Source organism: Streptomyces sp. NPDC015131 (genome assembly GCF_043079975.1).
Lineage (GTDB): Bacteria > Actinomycetota > Actinomycetes > Streptomycetales > Streptomycetaceae > Streptomyces.
In genome coordinates this window covers 369,980-391,383 of sequence record NZ_JBIBVB010000005.1, presented here as the reverse complement: position 1 = coordinate 391,383, position 21,404 = coordinate 369,980, and the positions used below count along the sequence as shown (strand labels likewise).

Genomic DNA, 21,404 nt, shown 5'->3' with positions numbered 1-21,404 from the left:
GCAGCGATGGGGAACGGAAACGGGGCGGGATGGACTCGTACGACAAGGAGGCCGGCGGCCGCGCCCAGCGCGCCACCGACGCGGAGGGCCCCGGCCCCGTGACGCCTCCGTCCGTCCCCGGCCCCGCGCCCGTCGCCGGGCCCGAGCGGCCCGCCGAGCCCGTACCGGAGCCCTGCGCCGACCGGGTGACACCCCCACCGAGCCCGCCGCATGCCACCACTGCCGCAACGCCGGGCCCGCCCCACGCCACCACCACCGGAACACCGGGCGGCCCACCCCACGCGCCGCCCGTCGGGACACGGCCCGCCCCCACCGCCGGGGCCGCCGCGTTGTCGCTCCCGTACCAGGTGGTGGCGGCCGTCGCGCTGGCCGTCATCGCGGTCTTCGCCTGCGTCCACCTGGCCATGGCGTTCCTGCACGTCGCGCCCTCGAACACGCTCACCAAGCAGCACGGCGAGGCCGTGGACGACTGGGTGCTCCCCGAGTTCGAACAGAACTGGAAGCTCTTCGCCCCCAACCCGCTCCAGCAGAACATCGCCGTCCACGTCCGCGCCGAGGTCGTCGGCGAGGACGGCGCGCGCAGGACGACCGGCTGGATCGACATGTCGGCCGAGGACGGCGAGGCGATCCGCGGCAATCTCCTGCCCAGCCATGTGAACCAGAACGAGCTCCGCCGCGGCTGGGACTTCTACGTGAACTCGCACTCCGACGACAACCGCCCCTACGGCATGCGCGGCCAGCTCTCCGAGCGCTACGTCCGGCGCATCGCCATGCTGCGGCTGGAGGGGCACCGGCTGGACGGCCGGATCGAGCGCATCCAGCTCCGCTCCGCCACCCGCGGCGTCGAGGCGCCCGTCTGGAGCGACGAGAAGACCGACACCCGCACCTACTACCGGGTCCTCCCGTGGTGGTCCGTGACCGCCGCCGACCTGCCCGGCGGCGTCAGCGGCGGCCGTACGGAGGCGGACCAGTGAGCGCGCACACCTCCCCCGGCCGCGTACGCCCGCGCACCGAGCCGCTCGACCGCCGGCTGGCCCGCGCCGTCCGCTGGGTCACCGGTACGGCCCTCGGCCCGTACCAGAGCGCCGTCGTCCGCATCGGCTTCGCCTCCGCGTGGCTGCTGTTCCTGCTGCGCGAGTTCCCCCACCGCCACGAGATGTACGGCCCCGAAGGGCCCTGGTCGTGGGAGATGGGGCAACAGCTCATCGCCGGCAACCACGCCTTCACGGTCCTGATGTGGTCCGACAGCGCCGTGTGGTTCGAGGCGGTGTACGCCCTGGCCGTGCTCGCCAGCGCCGCCCTGCTGCTCGGCTGGCGCACCCGCACCATGTCGGTCCTGTTCCTGGTGGGCGTGCTCTCCCTTCAGAACCGCTCGATCTTCATGGGCGACGGCGGTGACAACGTCGTCCACCTGATGGCCATCTACCTGGTGCTGACCCGCTGCGCCCGGGTGTGGTCGCTGGACGCCCGCCGCGCGGCGCGGCAGGGGCCCGGGCCCGCGCGGGACCGGCTGGGCCCGGTGATGTGGGGGGCCGGGGCCTTCGGGCTGGTCGCGGCGACGCTCTTCCTGGACCGCACCGGGGAGCCCTGGCTGCTGGTGATGCTGTGGCTGGTATGGGCCGCGCAGGGCGTCTGGTGGCTGGTGAACCGGTACGCCCCGGGGGAGCCGCGCCTCCTCGCCGACGTCATCGCCAACCTCGTCCACAACGCCACCCTCGCCGTGATCATGGCCGAGGTCTGTCTGATCTACGCCACCGCCGGCTGGTACAAGATCCAGGGCTCGCGCTGGCAGGACGGCACCGCGCTGTACTACCCGCTCAAACTGGACTACTTCACCCCCTGGCCGTTCCTGTCCGATGTGCTGGCCGCCAGCGGGGTGATGGTCATGGTCCTCACCTACGGCACGGTCGTCGTGCAGGTGGCGTTCCCCTTCACCCTGTTCAACCGGCGCGTCAAGAACGTCCTGCTGGTGGTGATGATGCTGGAGCACGCCGGTATCGCGCTGCTGCTCGGGCTGCCGTTCTTCTCCCTCGCCATGATCGCCGCCGACGCGGTCTTCCTGCCCACGGCGTTCCTGATCGCGCTGGGCGTACGCGTACGCCGGGGCCGGGACCGGCTGGCGGCCCGCACCCGGCGCGTACCGGAGGACCGGCGGCCGCCCGTCGAGGACCCGGCCCCCCGTACCCTCGTGGGGTGAGCAGCGAGACCACCCCCCTCCAGTACGACGACGGCTACGGGACCGAGATCGGCGTCGGCCCGCACCCCCGGCCGTGGCCGGAGGACGAGCGCTACGACCCGGAGCTGCTCGCGGAGGGCGACCGGCGCAATGTCGTCGACCGCTACCGGTACTGGCGGCGGGAGGCGATCGTCGCCGACCTGGACACCCGGCGCCATGACTTCCATGTGGCCGTGGAGAACTGGAGCCACGACTTCAACATCGGCTCGGTGGTCCGCACCGCGAACGCCTTCCTGGCGCAGCAGATCCACATCGTGGGCCGGCGGCGCTGGAACCGGCGCGGCGCCATGGTCACCGACCGGTACCAGCATGTGCGCCACCACCCGGACACCCGGTCGCTGACGGCCTGGGCCGCCGCCGAGGGGCTGCCCGTCATCGGGATCGACAACCTCCCCGGGGCGGTGCCGCTGGAGCGTACGGAGCTGCCGCGCCGCTGCGTCCTGCTGTTCGGGCAGGAGGGCCCCGGCCTCACGGAGGAGGCCCGCGCGCACGCGGCGATGACCTGCTCCATCGCCCAGTTCGGCTCGACCCGGTCGATCAACGCGGGCGCCGCCGCCGCGATCGCGATGCACGCGTGGGTGCAGCGGTACGCGGAGATCGACCCGGCCCCGCCGGCCTGACCGCCCGGCCGGGCCCGCGCCCGCCCTGCCCGTCCCGTCCCGGCCCTGCCCTCCCCGCCCTGCCCGTCCCCGCTGTGCCCGTCCCGGCGGCGGACGGCGCCCGCCCGGGGGTCGGTCGTGTCACCCGGGCGGGCGCCCGCTCAGGGGCCGGCGTCCTGTCGCGTCACGCCGGGCGGCGCACCTCGACGACCCGGAACCGGTTGGCCACGAAGGCGCTGTCGCACAGTGCGGCGTTGGCCGCCGGGTTGCCGCCCGAACCGTGGAAGTCGGAGAACGCCGCCGTCTGGTTCACGTACACCCCGCCCGTCAGGTTCAGCGACAGCTGGGCCGACTCCTCCAGGCATACCTCCTCCACGGCCCGCTCGACGTCCGGCGAGGTGGTGTACGCGCCGACCGTCATCGCGCCCTTCTCGCGCACCGTGCGCCGCAGCAGCTCCAGCGCGCCACCCGTCGACTCGACGGACACGGCGAAGGCGACGGGGCCGAAGCACTCCGACATGTACACCGCCTCCGCGTCGGGCTTGGAGCCGTCCAGCTTGACCAGGACGGGCGTCCGCACGACGGCGTCGGGGAAGTCGGGGTTGGCCACCTCGCGCGAGGCCAGGGCCACCTCGCCGAGCCCGGGGGCCGACTCCAGCCGGGCCCGGACGTCGGGGTTGACGATCGCGCCCAGCAGGGCGTTCGCCCGGGCGTCGTCGCCGAGCAGCCCGCCCACCGAGGCGGCGAGGTCGGCGACCACCTCGTCGTACGACTTGGGTCCGTCCTCGGTGGTGATCCCGTCCCGGGGGATCAGCAGGTTCTGCGGGGTGGTGCACATCTGGCCGCTGTAGAGGGAGAGCGAGAAGGCCAGGTTGGACAGCATCCCCCGGTAGTCGTCGGTCGAGTCGACGACGACCGTGTTGACGCCGGCCTTCTCCGTGTAGACCTGCGCCTGCCGGGCGTTGGCCTCCAGCCAGTCTCCGAAGGAGGTGGAGCCGGTGTAGTCGATGATCCGGATCTCCGGCCGGACGGCCAGGTCCTTGGCGATGCCCTCGCCCGGCCGCTCGACGGCGAGCGCCACCAGGTTCGGGTCGAAGCCCGCCTCGGCGAGCACCTCGCGCGCCACCCGGACCGTCAGCGCCAGCGGGAGCACGGCGCGCGGGTGCGGCTTGACCAGCACCGGGTTGCCGGTGGCGAGGGAGGCGAACAGGCCCGGATAGCCGTTCCACGTGGGGAAGGTGTTGCAGCCGATCAGCAGGGAGATGCCGCGCGGCACGGGGGTGAACGCCTTGCGGAGCTCCAGCGGGTCGCGCTTGCCCTGCGGCTTCGACCAGTCGGCGACCAGCGGGGTGCGGACCTGCTCCGCGTACGCGTACGCCACCGCCTCCAGGCCGCGGTCCTGCGCGTGCGGCCCGCCCGCCTGGAACGCCATCATGAACGCCTGCCCGCTGGTGTGCATCACCGCGTGCGCGAACTCGTGGGTGCGGGCGCTGATCCGGGACAGGATCTCCAGGCAGACCAGGGCGCGGGTCTCGGGCCCGGCGTCGCGCCAGGCGCCCATGCCGGCGCGCATCGCGGGCAGCAGGACGTCCACGTCGGCGTGCGGATACTCCACGCCCAGCTCCGGGCCGTACGGGGAGACCTCGCCGCCCGTCCAGTCGTCCGTGCCCGGCTGGTCCAGCTCGAAGCGGGTGCCGAGGGTCGCCCGGTGCGCCTGGAGCCCCTCGGCGGCGCTCAGCGAGCCGTCCTCCCCGTACGCCTTGGGGTGCTCGGGGTGCGGGGACCAGTAGGCCCGGGTGCGGATGGCTTCGAGGGCCTGTTCCAGCGTGGAGCGGTGCCTCTCGGTCAGGTGGTCGGTGGTGAGCTGAGCGGCGGCCATGGCGGACCAACTCCTCGTCGAGCTGGGCAGGGACAGGCGGACAGGGCTAGAGTAACCGAACGATCGGTCGGGACAAGGGGGCCTCCCGAACCTGTGGACAACTCATCGGGGAGGATCACTGTCATGACCGACAACATGGCCATCGCGCGGGACCGCGCCGTCGCCGTCGTGGGCACCGGGACCATGGGGCAGGGCATCGCCCAGGTCGCGCTGGTCGCCGGCCATCCGGTGCGCCTCCACGACGCCGGGCCCGGCCGCGCCCGGCAGGCCGCCGACGCCCTCGCGGGGCGGCTCGGCCGGCTGGTCGAGAAGGGCCGGATGACGCCGGAGGAGCGCGACGCGGCCGTCGCCCGCCTGCAGGTCGCGGACGACCTCTCCGGCCTCGCCGACGCCGCCCTCGTGATCGAGGCCGTGGTGGAGGCGCTGCCGGTCAAGCGCGAGCTGTTCGCCGAGCTGGAGAAGACCGTCGCCGACGACTGCCTGCTCGCCACCAACACCTCCTCGCTCTCCGTCACCGCCGTCGCGGGCGGGCTGCGGCTGCCCGGCCGGTTCGTCGGCCTCCACTTCTTCAACCCGGCGCCGCTCCTGCCGCTGGTCGAGGTCGTCAGCGGCTTCGCCACCGACGAGACGGCCGCCACGCGCGCGTACGACACGGTGGCCGCGTGGGGCAAGACCCCGGTGCGCTGCGCCGACACCCCGGGGTTCATCGTCAACCGCATCGCCCGCCCCTTCTACGCGGAGGCGCTGCGCCTGTACGAGGAGCGGGCCGCCGACCCGGCGACGATCGACGCCGTGCTGCGCGAGAGCGGCGGCTTCCGGATGGGCCCCTTCGAGCTGACCGACCTGATCGGGCAGGACGTCAACGAGGCCGTCACCCGCTCCGTGTGGGAGTCCTTCCACCACGACCCGAAGTTCACCCCGTCCCTCGCCCAGCGGCGCCTGGTCGAGTCGGGACGGCTGGGACGCAAGACCGGCCGGGGCTGGTACGCGTACGACGAGGGCGCCCAGCGGCCGGTCGTGCCCACCGAGGCCCCGGCGCCCGCTCCCGACAAGGTCACCGTCCACGGCGGCCTCGGCCACGCCGAGCCCCTCGTCCCCATGATCGAAGCGGCGGGCATCAAGGTCCGGCGCCACCGGCGCGGCCACCACATCGCCCTGCCGGGCGGCGGGCACCTCACCCTCGCGGACGGCGAGGCGGTCTTCGAGTACGACGGCGAGGAGATCGTCTACTTCGACCTCGCCCACGACTACACGACCGCGACCAGGATCGCCCTCGCCACCGCCCCGACCACCTCGCCCGAGACCCTCCAGGAGGCCGTCGGCCTCTTCCAGGCCCTCGGCAAGGAGGTCACGGTCATCGGCGACGTCCCGGGGATGATCGTCGCCCGCACGGTCGCGATGCTGGTGGACCTCGCCGTGGACGCCGTCGACCGCGGCGTCGCGTCGGCGGACGACATCGACACCGCCATGCGCCTCGGCGTGAACTACCCGGCCGGCCCCTTCGAATGGGCCGCCAGGCTCGGCTACGAGACGGTGTCCGACCTGCTCGGCTCCCTGCACACGCGTTACCCGACCGGCCGCTACGCCCCCTGTCTCGGCGTCGTACGCCGTGAGTACGAGGAGAGGGCCGCGATGAAGGACCAGGAAAGCCGATGACCACCGCCAAGCGCGACACCTACACCCCCGAGACGCTGCTGTCCGTCGCCGTCCGGGTCTTCAACGAACGCGGCTACGACGGCACGTCCATGGAGCACCTCTCCAAGGCGGCCGGAATCTCCAAGTCCTCGATCTACCACCATGTCGCCGGCAAGGAGGAGCTGCTGCGGCGCGCCGTCAGCCGCGCCCTGGACGGCCTCTTCGCCGTCCTCGACGAGCCCGGCGCCACTCGCGGCCGCGCCATCGAGCGGGTCGAGTACGTCACCCGGCGCACCGTCGAGGTCCTGATGGACGAGCTGCCCTATGTGACGCTCCTGCTGCGCGTACGGGGCAACACCACGACCGAGCGGTGGGCGCTCGACCGCCGCCGCGAGTTTGACCACCGGGTCGCCGACCTGCTCAAGGCCGCCGCCGCGGACGGTGACCTGCGGACCGACGTGGACATACGGCTGGCCACCCGGCTGCTCTTCGGCATGGTCAACTCGCTGGTGGAGTGGTACCGGCCCCAGCCCGGCGGGGACGGCGAGCGGCGCCAGGTGGTAGAGACGGTCGTCCACCTGGCCTTCGACGGCCTGCGGCGCACCGGACCCTGACGGCCCTCCCCGTCATTTCGCCGGCGCTGCTCCCGGCTTCCGCCGGCCCTCCTCGGTTCTCGGCGGTCAGCTCTCGTCGGTCAGCGCGCGCCGGTTGAGATCGGTCTCCTCGAAGACGAGCAGGGTGCGCGTCGAGAGCACCTCGGGGATCGACTGCAGCCGGGTGAGGACCAGCTCCCGCAGGGTGCGGTTGTCCGGCGTGTGCACCAGCAGCAGCACGTCGAAGTCACCGCTGACCAGGGCGATGTGCGCCGCGCCCGGCAGCGCCCTGAGCTGCTCGCGGACCGTGCGCCACGAGTTCTGCACGATCTTCAGCGTGATGTACGCGGAGGCGCCCTGGCCCGCCCGCTCGTGGTTGACGCGGGCGCTGAAGCCCCGGATCACCCCGTCCTCGATGAGCCGGTTGATCCGCGCGTACGCGTTGGCACGTGACACATGGACACGGTCCGCGACGGCCCGTATCGAGGCGCGGCCATCCGTCTGGAGGATCCGCAGGATGTCGCGGTCGATCGCGTCCAGCGGGCGCGGCGGCGCCTGCTGGTCGTCGCCCGGCCGCTCCGGTTCCCTGCCGTCGGCCATTTGTTCAGCTGCCATGTCCCCCCGCCTCTCATCCATGGACGACCTGTCTCCATCCCATGCTGTGGAGAACCGTTTGTCCACAGACGGAAGGCGCCTGTAGCCAAAATGCCGCCACGACCGAACAATCGGTAGGTGAGGCGCGTCACACCAGCGCCCCCCTTCGGGTCTTATGCCCGCTCCCATGAGGAGGTGCTGTCATGACGGTCCAAGAGCTGCCCGGTGCCGCTTCCCACCGGCCCACCCCGCCCCCGGAGTGGAAGCCGCTCACCGACCCGGCGCCGCTGCTCCCGGACCCCGAGCCCCACCGGGTGCTGGGCACGGACGCCGCGGCCGGCTTCGCCCCCGGGCTGCTGCGCAGGCTCTACACCGAGCTGGTCCGCGGCCGCCGGTACAACACCCAGGCCACGGCCCTCACCAAGCAGGGCCGGCTCGCGGTCTACCCGTCGAGCACCGGACAGGAGGCGTGCGAGGTCGCCGCCGCCCTGGTGCTGGAGGACCGCGACTGGCTCTTCCCGTCCTACCGCGACACCCTCGCCGCCGTCGCGCGCGGCCTCGACCCGGTCGAGGCGCTCACCCTGCTGCGCGGCGACTGGCACACCGGCTACGACCCCCGCGAGCACCGGATCGCCCCGCTGTCGACCCCGCTCGCCACCCAGCTGCCGCACGCCGTCGGGCTGGCCCACGCCGCCCGCCTCAAGGGCGACGACGTGGTGGCCCTCGCCATGGTCGGCGACGGCGGCACCAGCGAGGGCGACTTCCACGAGGCGCTGAACTTCGCGGCGGTCTGGCGCGCCCCGGTCGTCTTCCTCGTGCAGAACAACGGCTTCGCGATCTCCGTGCCGCTCGCCAAGCAGACGGCGGCCCCCTCGCTGGCCCACAAGGCCGTCGGCTACGGCATGCCCGGCCGGCTCGTGGACGGCAATGACGCTCCGGCCGTGCACCAGGTGCTCTCCGAGGCGGTCGCCCGCGCCCGGCGCGGCGGCGGCCCCACGCTCGTGGAGGCCGTGACGTACCGCATCGACGCCCACACCAACGCCGACGACGCCACCCGGTACCGCGGGCAGAGCGAGGTCGAGGCGTGGCGCGCCCACGACCCGGTCCTGCTGCTGGAGCGCGAGCTGACCGGCCGCGGCCTCCTCGACGAGGACGGGAAGCGGCAGGTGGCCGACGAGGCGGAGTCGATGGCCGCACGACTGCGGGAGCGGATGAACGCCGACGCGGAGCTCGACCCGATGGACCTGTTCGCCCACGTGTACGCGGAACAGACGGCACAACTGCGGGAGCAGGCCGCCCAGCTGCGCGCCGAGCTCGACGCCGAGAGCGAGGCGTGAGATGACCACCGTGGCGAAGCCGGCGACCAAGCCCGCCACCATGGCGCAGGCGCTCCAGCGCGCCATGCGCGACGCGATGGCCGAGGACCCGTCCGTCCATGTCATGGGCGAGGACGTCGGCACGCTCGGCGGGGTCTTCCGGGTCACCGACGGGCTCGCCAAGGAGTTCGGCGAGGACCGCTGCACGGACACCCCGCTCGCCGAGGCGGGCATCCTCGGCACGGCCGTCGGCATGGCGATGTACGGCCTGCGACCGGTGGTCGAGATGCAGTTCGACGCCTTCGCCTACCCGGCCTTCGAGCAGCTGATCAGCCATGTCTCCCGGATGCGGAACCGGACGCGCGGCGCGATGCCGCTGCCGATCGTCGTCCGGGTGCCGTACGGCGGCGGCATCGGCGGCGTCGAGCACCACAGCGACTCGTCCGAGGCGTACTACATGGCGACTCCGGGGCTCCATGTCGTCACGCCCGCGACGGTCGCCGACGCGTACGGGCTGCTGAGGGCGGCGATCGCCTCCGACGACCCGGTCGTATTCCTGGAGCCCAAGCGGCTCTACTGGTCGAAGTCCGACTGGACGCCCGAGGCGCCCGAGCCGGTCGAGCCGATAGGGCGCGCCGTGGTGCGGCGCACCGGCCGCGACGCCACGCTCATCACCTACGGGCCGTCCCTGCCCGTCTGCCTGGAGGCGGCCGAGGCCGCGCACGCGGAGGGCCGGGAACTGGAGGTCGTCGACCTGCGGTCGCTGGTGCCCTTCGACGACGAGACGGTCTGCGCGTCCGTGCGGCGCACGGGGCGGGCCGTCGTCGTGCACGAGTCGTCCGGCTTCGGCGGCCCCGGCGGGGAGATCGCGGCACGGGTCACCGAGCGGTGCTTCCACCACCTGGAGGCGCCGGTGCTGCGGGTCGCCGGGTTCGACATCCCGTACCCGCCGCCGATGCTGGAGCGCCACCACCTGCCGGGAGTGGACCGGATCCTGGACGCGGTGGAGCGGCTCCAGTGGGAGGCGGAGAACTGATGGCGCAGGTACTGGAGTTCAAGCTGCCGGACCTCGGTGAGGGGCTCACCGAGGCGGAGATCGTGCGCTGGCTGGTGGACGTCGGGGACGTCGTCGCGATCGACCAGCCGGTCGTCGAGGTGGAGACGGCCAAGGCGATGGTCGAGGTGCCCTGCCCCTACGGGGGCGTGGTGACCGCGCGGTTCGGCGAGGAGGGTACGGAACTGCCGGTCGGCGCCCCACTGCTGACGGTCGCCGTGGGCGCCACCGCGGCGGACGCCCCCGGCGCGCCCGGCGCCGACGCCGCCACCGAGACGGGTACCTCCGCTGCCGGTACGGGGGGCGGCGCGGCGGCGTCCGGCGAGGGCTCCGGGAACGTGCTCGTCGGGTACGGCACGGCCGCCCCGGCCGCCCGCCGCCGGCGGGTCAAGCGGGACGGGGCCGTCCCGGCGACAGCCCCCGCGGCCGTCGCGACGGCCACGGCACCGGCCGCGCCGGTGGCGCCCCCGGTGATCCCGGCGCCGTCCGAGGGGCCGGTCCCGGTGGTCTCGCCGCTGGTGCGGAAGCTCGCCCGGGAGAAGGGCCTCGACCTGCGGCAGCTGCGGGGCTCCGGGCCCGACGGGCTCATCCTGCGGGCCGACGTGGAGCGGGCCGTGGCCGCGCTCGCCACACCCGCCGCACCCGTCGCACCCGTCAAGGCCGGTGCCTCCGCCGCCCCGGCCACCGGTGCCGGTGAGCGGGTGCCGCTGCGCGGGGTACGCGGAGCCGTCGCCGACAAGCTGTCCCGCAGCCGGACCGAGATCCCCGACGCCACCTGCTGGGTGGACGCGGACGCCACCGAGCTGATGGCCGCGCGGGCCGCGATGAACGCCGCGGGCGGTCCGAAGATCTCGCTGCTGGCCCTGCTCGCCCGGATCTGTGTGGCCGCCCTGGCCCGGCACCCGGAGCTCAACTCCCGGGTGGACATGGCCGCGCGGGAGATCGTGCGGCTGCCCGAGGTGCATCTCGGGTTCGCCGCGCAGACCGACCGGGGCCTGGTCGTGCCGGTCGTCCGGGACGCCCACGGCCGCACGGCGGAGTCCCTGACGGCCGAGTTCGCCCGCCTGACGGAGGCCGCCCGCACCGGGACGCTGACACCGGCCGAGCTGACGGGCGGGACGTTCACCCTGAACAACTACGGGGTGTTCGGCGTCGACGGCTCGACCCCGATCATCAACCACCCGGAGGCGGCGATGCTGGGCGTCGGCCGCATCGTCCCCAAGCCCTGGGTCCACCAGGGCGAACTGGCCGTGCGGCAGGTCGTCCAGCTCTCCCTGACCTTCGACCACCGGGTGTGCGACGGCGGCACGGCGGGCGGCTTCCTGCGGTACGTCGCGAACTGCGTCGAGCACCCGGCGGTGCTGCTGCGCACCCTGTGACGCACCCTCACCCGTAGGGCCGGGCCCCGGGCGACGGCACAGCCGGGGCCTTCCCGCCCCGTGGAGTCCGGCGCCCGGCCGCCACGGGGCCCGGCCGCCACCGGGGCCCGGTCGCCACCGGGCCGCCCTCTGGTGCCCGCCGCCACGGGTCCCGGCCGCCACCGGGCCGCCCTCCGGGGCGCGGCCGCCCCGGGCGTGGGCGGGGCGAGGGGCCTGGGGATACTGGTGCCGTGACCCCATTTGACGTCGTCGTGCTCGCCGGGGGTGCCGCCAGGCGGCTCGGCGGCGTGGACAAGCCGGGCGTGAGCATCGGCGGGCGGTCGCTGCTCGACCGTGTGCTGAGCGCCGGCCGGGAGGCCGGCCGCACCGTCGTCGTGGGCGGGCGCAGGGCCACCGCGCGGCCCGTCGTCTGGACCCGCGAGCAGCCCGCCGGCAGCGGCCCGCCGGCCGCCCTTGCGGCCGGGCTCCGGCACGTGGAGGCCGACACCGTGGTCGTGCTCAGCGGCGACCTGCCGTTCCTCCGCGCGGACGGTGTACGGGCGCTGGTGGACGCCCTGGCGGACGGCGGCGCCGAGGGCGTGCTCTCCGTCGACCCCGACGGGCGCGACCAGCCGCTGGTCGCCGCGTACCGCACCGAGCCCCTCCGCCGTGAACTCGCCCTGCTCGCCGCCGAACACGGCTCCCTGACCGGCCTGCCGCTGCGCCTCCTGATCCAGGAGCTGGACGTGCGCCGGGTCCCCAGCGCGCCGCTGGCCTCCTTCGACTGCGACACCTGGGAGGACATCGCCACGGCCCGGGCCAGGATCAGGGAGCATGGGACCGTGCTGGACGAATGGATCACCGCAGTCAAGGACGAGCTGGGCATCGAGCTGGACGTCGACACCGGCGTCCTGCTCGACCTGGCTCGTGACGCCGCCCACGGTGTCGCCCGCCCCGCCGCGCCCCTGACCACCTTCCTGATCGGGTACGCCGCCGCCCGGGCCGCCGGGGGCGGGCCCGCCGCCGTCTCCGACGCCGTGGCGGAGGCCGCCCGTACGGTCTCGGCGCTCGCCGGCCGCTGGGCGGACGAGGCGGACGGCGCCACGGGATCCACGGGATCCACGGGATCCACGGGCTCCACCGGCACCGGCCCCAGCACCGGCACCGGCACCGAACCCGACGCCCCGGGCGCCGGCTCCGGGAGCGGCGCCGGATGACCGATCCGGACGACGACGGCGTCGACGAAGCCCTCGCCCTGGTCGGACCCCGGGACCGGGACCGGGACCGGGAAGGCCAAAAGGACCGGGACCAGGACGGAAGCCAGGGGCGGAACCGGGAGCGGCACGAGGCCGCGCCCTGGGCGCGGGCCCGTTCCCTCGCCGCCCGCCTGGGCGGCGGCCATCCGCCCCGCGCCCGGCAGACCCCCCTCGCCGACGCGCTGGGCGGAGTGCTGGCCCGGCCGCTGACCGCGCTCACCGACCTGCCGTCCTTCGACACCTCGGCCATGGACGGGTGGGCCGTCGCAGGACCCGGCCCCTGGCGCGTCCGCGAGGACGGTTCCGTCCTGGCCGGGCACGCGGCGGCGGCACCGCTGGACGACGGCGAAGCGGTACGGATCGCCACCGGCGCCCGTGTCCCGTCCGGCGCCACCGCGGTGATCCGCAGCGAACACTCCCGCACCGACACGGCCGGGCAGCTGCACGCGCTGCGGGACGTCACCCACGGCCAGGACATCCGCCCGCGCGGCCAGGAGTGCCGCTCCGGCGACGCACTGCTGCCCGCCGGAACGCCCGTCACCCCCGCCGTCCTCGGCCTGGCCGCCGCGGCTGGGTACGACGACCTCCCCACGGCCACCCGCCCGCGCGTCGAGGTCCTGGTCCTCGGCGACGAGCTGCTCACGACCGGCCTCCCGCACGACGGGCTCATCCGGGACGCCCTCGGCCCCATGCTCGCCCCCTGGCTCCGCGCCCTGGGCGCCGAGGTGCGGAGCACACGGCGCATCGGGGACGACGCCGACGCGCTGCACGCCGCGCTGAGCGGCTCGGAGGCGGACGTGGTGATCACCACCGGCGGCACCGCGGCCGGGCCGGTCGACCATGTCCACCCCGTCCTGCTCAAGGCGGGCGCCGAGCTGCTGGTGGACGGCGTGGCGGTCCGGCCCGGCCATCCGATGCTGCTCGCCCGCCTGGCCCCGGCCCGGTACCTGGTCGGCCTGCCGGGCAACCCGCTCGCCGCCGTGTCCGGGCTGCTCACCCTCGCCGAGCCCCTGCTGCGGGGCCTCGGGGGGCGCCGGGGCCGCGCTCCGCACCGGGCGGCCGTCCGCGACGCGGTGCCGGGTCATCCCCATGACACCCGGCTCGTCCCGGTGGCCCTGCCCCCGGCGCCGGCCACCTCCCGGTCCACCCCGCGCGGCGAAAGCCGTTTTCCGTACGTCGTACCGCTGCGCTACAACGGGCCCGCCATGCTGCGGGGGATCGCCGCGGCGGACGGGCTCGCCGTCGTCCCGCCGGGCGGCGCCCGGGCCGGCGACGTACTGGAAATTCTCGACCTGCCCTGGGCGGCGAGCGACGAGGAGTGTTTCACGTGAAACTTCCCGGCCAAGACGCGATGGCCCGGCGGGCCGAGGAACAGCTCGTCGGCGGGCAGATCCGGCTGCCGAACCCCATCCTCCAGCGGCCCCTGCGCCAGGTGGGCGCGCGGCTGCTGATGGCGTTGTTCGTCCTCGCGCTGACCGTGATGATCGTCTACATCGACCGCGGCGGCTACCACGACAACGCCGACGAGTCGGTCGACTTCCTCGACGCCGTCTACTACGCGACCGTGACCCTGTCGACGACGGGCTACGGTGACATCGTTCCGCACAGCGACAGCGCGCGGCTGGTGAACGTCCTGCTGGTGACACCGCTGCGCGTGCTCTTCCTGATCATCCTGGTCGGTACCACTCTCGAAGTCCTCACTCAACGGACCCGCGAGGAGTGGCGGCTCAACCGCTGGAGGTCCACCTTGCGTGACCACACCGTCATCATCGGCTTCGGCACCAAGGGCCGGTCGGCGATCCAGACGCTGTGCGCCACCGGTCTGAAGAAGGAACAGATCGTCATCGTCGACCCGAGCGGCAAGGTCGTCGAGACGGCGAACGCGGACGGCTTCACCGGCGTCATCGGTGACGCGACCCGCAGCGACGTCCTGCTGCGCGCGGAGGTGCAGCGGGCCCGGCAGATCGTCATCGCCACCCAGCGCGACGACACCGCCGTCCTGGTCACCCTGACGGCCCGCCAGCTCAACCGGACCGCGAAGATCGTCGCCGCGGTGCGGGAGGAGGAGAACGCCCCCCTGCTGCGCCAGTCCGGGGCCGACGCGGTGATCACCAGCGCGAGCGCGGCCGGCCGGTTGCTCGGCCTGTCGGTGCTGAGCCCCAGCGCGGGCACGGTGATGGAGGACCTGATCCAGCAGGGCAGCGGCCTGGACCTGGTCGAACGGCCGGTGATAAAGGCCGAGGTGGGCAAGAGCGTCCGCGAGACGGACGACCTGGTCATCAGCGTCCTGCGCGGTCACCGGCTGCTCGGGTACGACGATCCGGCCGCCAGCCCGCTCCAGTTGACGGACCGTCTGATCACCATCGTCCGGGCGCGGAGCGTCCCGCCGCTGAGCCCGCCCCCGGAGTAGCCTCGCGGCCATGCATGCGATCACGATTCCCGAACCCGGTGGCCCCGAGGCGCTCGTCTGGGCCGAGGTGCCGGATCCCGAACCCGGCGAGGGCGAGGTCCTCGTCGAGGTGGCGGCGAGCGCCGTCAACCGTGCCGATGTGCTCCAGCGCCAGGGCTTCTACAACCCGCCGCCCGGTGCGTCGCCCTACCCCGGCCTCGAATGCGCGGGCCGGATCGTGGCTCTCGGACCCGGCGTGGCCGGCTGGGCGGTCGGCGACGAGGTGTGCGCGCTGCTGTCGGGCGGCGGGTACGCCGAGAAGGTCGCCGTGCCGGTGGGGCAGCTGCTGCCCGTGCCGGACGGGGTGGACCTGGTCACGGCGGCGGCGCTGCCCGAGGTGACCGCCACGGTGTGGTCGAACGTCTTCATGGTGGCGCACCTGCGCCCGGGCGAGACGTTCCTGGTCCACGGCGGCGCCAGCGGCATCGGCACCATGGCCGTCCAGCTCGCCAAGGCGGTGGGCGCCCGGGTCGCGGTCACGGCGGGCAGCCCGGAGAAGCTGGCGCGCTGCGCGGAGCTGGGCGCGGACATCCTGATCGACTACCGGCAGCAGGACTTCGTCGAGGAACTGCACAAGGCCACCGACGGCGCGGGCGCGGACGTCATCCTCGACATCATGGGCGCCAAGTACCTGGAGCGGAACGTGAAGGCGCTGGCCGTGAACGGCCGCCTCGCCGTGATCGGCCTCCAGGGCGGCCGCAAGGGCGAACTGGACCTCGGCGCCCTGCTGAGCAAGCGCGCCGCCGTGACGGCGACGTCCCTGCGGATGCGGCCCCTGGACGAGAAGGCGGCGATCATCGCCGCCGTACGGGAGCATGTCTGGCCGCTGATCGGCGCGGGCACGGTCCGGCCCGTGGTGGACCGGACGCTCCCCATGGCGGAGGCGGCGGAGGCCCACCGGGCCCTGGAGGCCGGCCCGCACGTCGGCAAGATCCTGCTCACCACTCCCGCCGCCTGAACCCACGGCGAAGGGCCGGACACGGCGAAGGCCCCGGACACGGCGGCCAAGACCCCGGACACGGCGGCCAAAGCCCCGGACACGGCGGCCAAGACCCCGGCCACACGGCCCAGGCCCGGGACACGATGGCCCCGGACACGGCGAAGGGCCCGGCGTCGCAGGGTGCGCGCCGGGCCCGGTCGGGCCGGAGAGGCCATGCGGGCCGGGACCCGTCCCCAGAATCCCGGCCCGATGGACCTACAGGTACGGCCCGGAGCGGATGGCGCCGTGTCCCCGCTCGTCGTCGTCATCGGTCGGCGCGCCGGGCGGCAGCGCGCGCCGCATCTGCTCCAGCTGGGCGCGCGCCGCCATCTGCTGGGCGAACAGCGCCGTCTGGATGCCGTGGAACAGCCCCTCCAGCCAGCCCACCAGCTGGGCCTGGGCGATGCGCAGCTCCGCCTCGGACGGGATCGCCTCATCGGTGAAGGGCAGGGAGAGCCGCTCCAGCTCCTCGACCAGCTCCGGAGCCAGACCGTCCTCCAGCTCCTTCACCGAGCCGGCGTGGATCTCCTTCAGGCGGACCCGGCTGGCCTCGTCGAGAGGAGCCGCGCGGACTTCTTCCAGAAGCTGCTTGATCATGCTGCCGATGCGCATGACCTTGGCGGGCTGTTCGACCATCTCCGTCACCGGGACCTCGCGCGACTCGTCGTCACCGTCACTGCCGCCGAGCGCCATCCCGTCCTGGCCCACGACCAGGATCTGAGGGTTCTCGTGCGACCGTTCATTCCTCGGCATCTCCATGCCAGCCATTCTCTCGCACAGGTGCGTCATCACACGGTCTGCCCCCGTACGGGGGTGATCCACCCTCGTACGGGGGCACGAACCGGCCCGGACGCCGTTACGCCGCCTCGCGGCGGGCCACGGCGCCGCGCGAGCGGGTCACCAGGGCGGCCAGGAGGGCGGCGCCGACGGGGACGGCGACCAGCAGGGCGGCGAGCGTGGCCCACGGGATGACGATCGGGACCTGCGGGACGTCCATCAGCCCGCCGTGGTCGAGTGCCTGCTCGTACCAGTGCATCTGCTGGCGCTGCTCGGTCAGCCGCAGCCCGACCGCGGGCAGCACGCCCGCCGCCGAGCCGAGCACCACGCCCATCACGGCGACCACCCCGCACTGGAAGCCGCTCAGGGTCCGGCGGACGCGCGGCGGGGCACCGACCGCCGCCAGGGTCTTCAGGTCCGCCTCGGCGTCGGCCTGGGCGAGGCCGGTGGCGATACCGGCGGCACCGATGGTGATGAGGCCGGCGAAGACGGTCAGCGACAGCAGCACGATGCTGTTCTCGCTGACGAAGCCCTCCTCCAGGTGGAGTTCGGCACCGGCACCCGTCTCGGCGAGCTCGTTGTCCAGCTTCTGCCGCTGTTCCGTGGTCGGCATCCGGTCGGTCGAGTAGAAGGCGCCGAACGGCACCGTCGTGAGGCCCGCCGCCTTGGCGACGGCCGGCGGCACGATGCCCGACAGGCCGTACGCCTGGGTGCCCGGGGGCGTCTGGTAGGCGGGCAGGGACGCGACCCTGCCGGGGGCTTCCTTGCCCGCGGCCATGGCCTCGTCGGCCTTCGCGGTGTCGGTGATCAGCTTGATGCCCACCGTGGAGCCGGGACCGACCATGGTCCGGGAGAAGACCACGACCTTGCCGTCGGCCAGCGCCTTCGCCGCGCCCGGGTCCTCGATCTCCAGCACCTTCAGCAGCTTCTCGTCGGCGACGACGAGACCCGTCTCGGTGTACGCCATGCCCGGGGTGTCCGCGCAGCGCCAGTCCTTGGCGAGCCGGCGGCGCTCCTCCTTGGTGTACTTCTCGGCGGGGTCGGAGCCGTCGGGGGTGCTCACCCACAGCGGGCACTGGTTGGCCGGCGGGGTGACGATCTCGTGGCGGCCGCAGTCCTTGCCGTCGCCGTACATCTCGCAGGTGGACCTGCCCACCACGATCCGGTCCACATCGGCGCGCACCTCGACCGGCAGGTTCTTCTGCACGGTGTCGCGCACCACCGGGACGTCCCGGCCGCCGTTCTCCCCGACCGTGACGTACACCGCGCCGTGCGGCAGCCGGGCCTCGTACGCCGCCCGCTCCTGGGCGTCGCTGCTCGCCTGGTACGTGGCGACGGCGACCGTACCGGCGACGGCGGCCAGCACCGCCGCGACCGCCGGGGCCGTACGCCCCCGGTTGCGCACCGCGTCCCGCAGCGCGAGGCGCGGCGACAGCGGCAGCCACCGCCCGGCCCTGCCGAAGAGGCCCACCAGGGCGGGGGCCATGGCGACCACACCCAGCTCGGCGAGGGCGCTGCCGCCCGCGACGATGGCGAACTGGTCGGAGACCACCGACCCGTACAGCGCGATCGCGGCGCCCGCGAGGACGGCGACCAGGCCGACGACGGGCAGGACGCGGCTGCTGCGGCGCACCCCGCGGCGGCCGGTGAGCGAGGCGAGCACGGTCTGGCGGGATGCCGTGACGGCGGGCACGACGGCGGCGAGCAGACCGGTCAGCACGGCGAGCAGGCCGATGCCGAGCAGTTCGAGCGGCCGGACGTCGAAGGCGCCGAAGCGCCGGCCGAAGGAGTCCTCCAGCACCGGCTGGAGCGTGAAGGCGAGGATCAGGCCGAGCACCGTGCCGACCACGGCCGCGGCGAAGCCGATGACCAGGCCGCCGGCCAGCACGATGGACCGGATGTGCCGGCGGTCACCGCCATTGGCCCCCACCAGCCCGAGCTGGCGCCGCGAGCGCCGCGCGCCGACGGCGAAGGCGGGACCGGCCAGCAGGCAGATCTCCAGCATGGCCAGGCCCACGACGGTACCGGCGGCGGCGAGGGCGGCGGCCTTGGCGGCGGTGCTGTCGCCGTAGTCGCCCCAGCCCTCCTGCTGGAACAGCGGCACCTCGGAGTCGGCCGGCGGGTCGAGCGCGACCGCCCGGGAGATCACCACGACGCCCTTGGCGTTGGCCTCCTTGACCATGTTCCACGTGAAACCGCCGGAGGAGCCGCCGGCACCGTCGGCGCCCGCCGCGCGCGGCAGCGTGAGCAGGTACGTGGTGCTCTTGCCCACGCCGGACTCCCCGGCCGCCTCCAGCGCCTTGCCCAGCGGGTCGAGGAAGGCCCCGGGCAGCGCGTTGACCTGGTCGGTCTTCAGCTGGTCGGGCAGCTCGTACGAGCCGACGATCCGGTACTCCCGGTCCAGGCCGCGTGCGGCGACGGTGGAGCCGATGCCCAGACCGCTGGACTCCAGGAAGTGCGTGGTCGCGGCGACCTCGTCCGCCTTCTGCGGGAAGCGGCCGTCGCGCAGGGTCATGATCCCCCGGGCCATCGGGTCGGCGGCCCTCAGCTCCCGGATGTCGCTCGGGAGCAGCCCGTGGGCGGTCCGGAGCTTGCCGGCGCCGGTGGAGTCCTCCAGCACGGTGGAGCCCGCCGGGACGGCCTTCCTGACGTCCGTGGGGCCGTCGGGCCACGGCTTGTTCTCGAAGTCGCCCACCGGCATGGAGTCTTCCTGCAGCGGGTGCTGGTGGATCGGGGTCCCGCCGTACCGGGGGTCGGTCAGCCGGGCGTCGGCGGCGCCGATGGAGCGGGCCACCTTCTCCTGGGCGGACAGCTCGGAGCTGCGGAGCGTCAGATCGGCCGCGCTGACCCCGAGGATCGGCAGGGCGATCATGGCCAGGACGAGGACGCTGCGGCCCTTGTTGCGCCAGGCGTCGCGGCGGGCGATGCGCACCGCGGCGCGCCATGAGTGGAACCAGTTGTTCACCGCTCGGCCGCCGGGCCCGTGAGGAGGGAGTCCGCGTCGGTACGGATGGTCTGGTCGACCACCGCGCCGTCCCGGAGGAACACCACCCGGTCCGCCCAGGCGGCGAACCGCGGCTCGTGCGTGACCAGCACGCCCGCCGCTCCCGCGTCGCACCGGGCGCGCAGCAGCGCGAGCACGGACTCGCCGGTCTCGGAGTCGAGGGCACCGGTCGGTTCGTCGGCGAGCACCAGCCGCCGGTCGCCGACCAGCGCCCGGGCTATCGCCACGCGCTGCTGCTGGCCGCCGGACATCTCGTCGGGGAACCGGTCGGCCAGGTGCCCGAGGCCCATCTCCTCCAGCGCGGCGACGGCCTCGGTGCGCGCCTTGCGGGCGGAGGTGCCGTCCAGTTCGCGGGGGAGGGCGACGTTCTCGGCGGCGGTGAGCGCCGGGATGAGGTTGTAGTCCTGGAAGACGTACCCGATGCTGCGGCGGCGCAGCGCGGCGAGGGTCTTCCGGTCGGCGGCGGTGATGTCGGTGCCCTCCACGATCACCCGCCCGGAGCTGGGGGTGTCGAGGCCGCCCGCGATGGTGAGCAGCGTGGACTTGCCGGAGCCGGAGGGGCCCATGACGGCGACGAGTTCACCGGGGTGGACGTCGAGGTCGATCCCGCGCAGGGCGTGCACCTCGGTGGCCCCGGAGCCGTGCACCCGGGCCACCTGCTGGAGCTGGAGGACGGGGCGGTCGGGCGTTGGCGAAGGCGATGGCGATGACATGGAGAGGGGTCCCCCTTAGGGCGTACGCGTGCGGCGCGACGGACGGGCGGCGCGGGCGTGCGGAGCGGATGGGTCGGATGGTCGGTGCCGGCTTGCGGCGGCGGGTGCCCGTGGGACGGGCGCCGGGGAGGCGGGTGGTGGGGGCCGGTCACGCCCCCGGCCGGGATGCGGCCCGGCGCCGGGCGGTCGGGCGCGGCGGGGGTACGGGACCGTCGCCACCGCCCCCGGAACCCGGCGAGGCACCGGAACCCGGCGCCGCACCGGCACCTGCACCGGAGCCCGACGCGGCACCAGCACCGGAGCCCGTACCGGCGGCAGAGCCCGCACCGGCATCCCTACCGCCGACCCCCTCGGCCGTTGCCGCCTCGGTGGAGAGCCGGATCAGCCGGGCCTCGCAGTGGTCGAGCCACCGGGCCTCGGCCTCCGTCTGGAAGATGAGCTGTTCCAGGACGAGCAGCCAGGCCACGTCGTCGCGCTCCCGTGCCGCCCCGCTCTCCAGGGCGGTGATGGCCTGCGCCTTGAGCCGGGTGTAGTCCTGCATGGCCTTGACGGTGTGGCGCCGCTGCGACTGGATCACCTCGCGGATGTCCACGCCCGGCGCGCCGACCGCCATGGCCAGCTTGATGGCCAGCTCGTCCCGCGCCGGACTGGTGCGGTCGACGGGCTTCTCGTACCAGTCCCGCAGCTCACGCCGTCCCGCGTCGGTGATGGCGTACAGCGCGTGGCCCGCCTCGTCCTCACCGTCCTGGGCAACCAGCCCGTCGCGTTCGAGCCGGCTGAGCGTGGTGTAGACCTGACCGACGTTGAGGGGCCAGGTCGCGCCGGTGCGCGACTCGAACTCCGTACGGAGCTGGGAGCCGTAGCGCGGGCCGCGTTCGAGGAGGGCCAGAAGGCCGTGCCGGATGGACATACTCAGTATGTATACCGAGTATGTCGGCCGGGACAAGCGTCTCCAGGGGGAC

At 74.1% G+C, this 21,404-nt stretch carries 18 protein-coding genes; 12 read left to right on the top strand and 6 right to left on the bottom strand.

The window, feature by feature from the left end; all coding sequences use genetic code 11:
- The first annotated feature begins 29 nt into the window (after positions 1-29).
- Genes ACF08D_RS21965 through ACF08D_RS21955 form a run of 3 tightly spaced genes read left to right on the top strand, consistent with a single transcriptional unit; the run spans position 30 to position 2,856 of the window.
- Positions 30-974 (top strand): DUF5819 family protein, encoded by a 945-nt coding sequence (locus tag ACF08D_RS21965; RefSeq protein ID WP_392224427.1) that lies wholly within the window; start codon positions 30-32, stop codon positions 972-974.
- Positions 971-2,197, top strand: a complete 1,227-nt coding sequence (locus ACF08D_RS21960) for an HTTM domain-containing protein (protein WP_392224426.1) — start codon at positions 971-973, stop codon at positions 2,195-2,197. The genes ACF08D_RS21965 and ACF08D_RS21960 overlap by 4 nt, the downstream gene beginning before the upstream one ends.
- The gene (locus tag ACF08D_RS21955) at positions 2,194-2,856 is read left to right on the top strand and encodes a TrmH family RNA methyltransferase (RefSeq protein ID WP_392224425.1); all 663 of its coding nucleotides are present in this window, start codon (positions 2,194-2,196) and stop codon (positions 2,854-2,856) included. Before ACF08D_RS21960 ends, ACF08D_RS21955 begins: the two co-directional genes overlap by 4 nt.
- Before the next feature lie 163 nt (positions 2,857-3,019).
- On the opposite strand, the gene paaN is transcribed toward ACF08D_RS21955, so the two are convergent.
- On the bottom strand, positions 3,020-4,714 hold the full coding sequence (gene paaN, locus ACF08D_RS21950; RefSeq protein ID WP_392224424.1) for a phenylacetic acid degradation protein PaaN: 1,695 nt from the start codon (positions 4,712-4,714) through the stop codon (positions 3,020-3,022).
- 123 nt (positions 4,715-4,837) lie between these two features.
- On the opposite strand from paaN, the gene ACF08D_RS21945 reads away from it, so the two are divergent.
- Both ACF08D_RS21945 and ACF08D_RS21940 read left to right on the top strand, forming a co-directional pair.
- Entirely contained in the window at positions 4,838-6,370 is a 1,533-nt protein-coding gene (locus ACF08D_RS21945) for a 3-hydroxyacyl-CoA dehydrogenase (protein WP_392224423.1), read from the top strand.
- Positions 6,367-6,963: a TetR/AcrR family transcriptional regulator gene (locus ACF08D_RS21940; protein ID WP_392224422.1), complete on the top strand. Its 597-nt coding sequence runs from the start codon at positions 6,367-6,369 to the stop codon at positions 6,961-6,963. Before ACF08D_RS21945 ends, ACF08D_RS21940 begins: the two co-directional genes overlap by 4 nt.
- Positions 6,964-7,029: 66 nt before the next feature.
- On the opposite strand, the gene ACF08D_RS21935 is transcribed toward ACF08D_RS21940, so the two are convergent.
- The gene (locus tag ACF08D_RS21935) at positions 7,030-7,542 is read right to left on the bottom strand and encodes an Lrp/AsnC family transcriptional regulator (RefSeq protein ID WP_392224732.1); all 513 of its coding nucleotides are present in this window, start codon (positions 7,540-7,542) and stop codon (positions 7,030-7,032) included.
- A gap of 197 nt (positions 7,543-7,739) precedes the next feature.
- Between ACF08D_RS21935 and pdhA the strand changes: the two genes are divergently transcribed.
- The 7 genes from pdhA (at position 7,740) to ACF08D_RS21900 (ending at position 15,927) form a co-directional block, all read left to right on the top strand.
- Entirely contained in the window at positions 7,740-8,873 is a 1,134-nt protein-coding gene (pdhA, locus tag ACF08D_RS21930; protein ID WP_392224421.1) for a pyruvate dehydrogenase (acetyl-transferring) E1 component subunit alpha, read from the top strand.
- A 1-nt stretch (position 8,874) separates the two neighbouring features.
- Positions 8,875-9,888 carry an alpha-ketoacid dehydrogenase subunit beta gene (locus ACF08D_RS21925; protein WP_392224420.1) on the top strand — a complete coding sequence of 338 codons (1,014 nt, stop codon included), beginning with the start codon at positions 8,875-8,877 and terminating at the stop codon, positions 9,886-9,888.
- Positions 9,888-11,285, top strand: a complete 1,398-nt coding sequence (locus ACF08D_RS21920; RefSeq protein ID WP_392224419.1) for a dihydrolipoamide acetyltransferase family protein — start codon at positions 9,888-9,890, stop codon at positions 11,283-11,285. The genes ACF08D_RS21925 and ACF08D_RS21920 overlap by 1 nt, the downstream gene beginning before the upstream one ends.
- Positions 11,286-11,515: 230 nt before the next feature.
- Complete coding sequence (locus ACF08D_RS21915; protein ID WP_392224418.1) at positions 11,516-12,481, top strand: NTP transferase domain-containing protein; 966 nt, start codon at positions 11,516-11,518, stop codon at positions 12,479-12,481.
- The gene (locus ACF08D_RS21910) at positions 12,478-13,851 is read left to right on the top strand and encodes a molybdopterin molybdotransferase MoeA (protein WP_392224417.1); all 1,374 of its coding nucleotides are present in this window, start codon (positions 12,478-12,480) and stop codon (positions 13,849-13,851) included. Before ACF08D_RS21915 ends, ACF08D_RS21910 begins: the two co-directional genes overlap by 4 nt.
- A 20-nt stretch (positions 13,852-13,871) precedes the next feature.
- Positions 13,872-14,930, top strand: a complete 1,059-nt coding sequence (locus ACF08D_RS21905; protein ID WP_392224730.1) for a potassium channel family protein — start codon at positions 13,872-13,874, stop codon at positions 14,928-14,930.
- A gap of 10 nt (positions 14,931-14,940) precedes the next feature.
- Complete coding sequence (locus ACF08D_RS21900; RefSeq protein ID WP_392224416.1) at positions 14,941-15,927, top strand: NAD(P)H-quinone oxidoreductase; 987 nt, start codon at positions 14,941-14,943, stop codon at positions 15,925-15,927.
- Positions 15,928-16,164: 237 nt separating this feature from the next.
- Here the strand turns inward: ACF08D_RS21900 and ACF08D_RS21895 are convergent, their stop codons facing one another.
- From ACF08D_RS21895 to ACF08D_RS21880, 4 genes are all read right to left on the bottom strand, one after another.
- A complete protein-coding gene (locus ACF08D_RS21895) occupies positions 16,165-16,707 on the bottom strand; it encodes a bacterial proteasome activator family protein (protein ID WP_392224415.1) in 543 nt (180 codons plus the stop codon).
- A 97-nt stretch (positions 16,708-16,804) separates the two neighbouring features.
- Positions 16,805-19,690: an FtsX-like permease family protein gene (locus tag ACF08D_RS21890; RefSeq protein ID WP_392224414.1), complete on the bottom strand. Its 2,886-nt coding sequence runs from the start codon at positions 19,688-19,690 to the stop codon at positions 16,805-16,807.
- Positions 19,687-20,442, bottom strand: coding sequence for an ABC transporter ATP-binding protein (locus tag ACF08D_RS21885; RefSeq protein ID WP_392224413.1), 756 nt, complete (start codon positions 20,440-20,442; stop codon positions 19,687-19,689). Before ACF08D_RS21885 ends, ACF08D_RS21890 begins: the two co-directional genes overlap by 4 nt.
- A 148-nt stretch (positions 20,443-20,590) precedes the next feature.
- Positions 20,591-21,352, bottom strand: coding sequence for a PadR family transcriptional regulator (locus ACF08D_RS21880; protein ID WP_392224412.1), 762 nt, complete (start codon positions 21,350-21,352; stop codon positions 20,591-20,593).
- Positions 21,353-21,404: the final 52 nt, after the last annotated feature.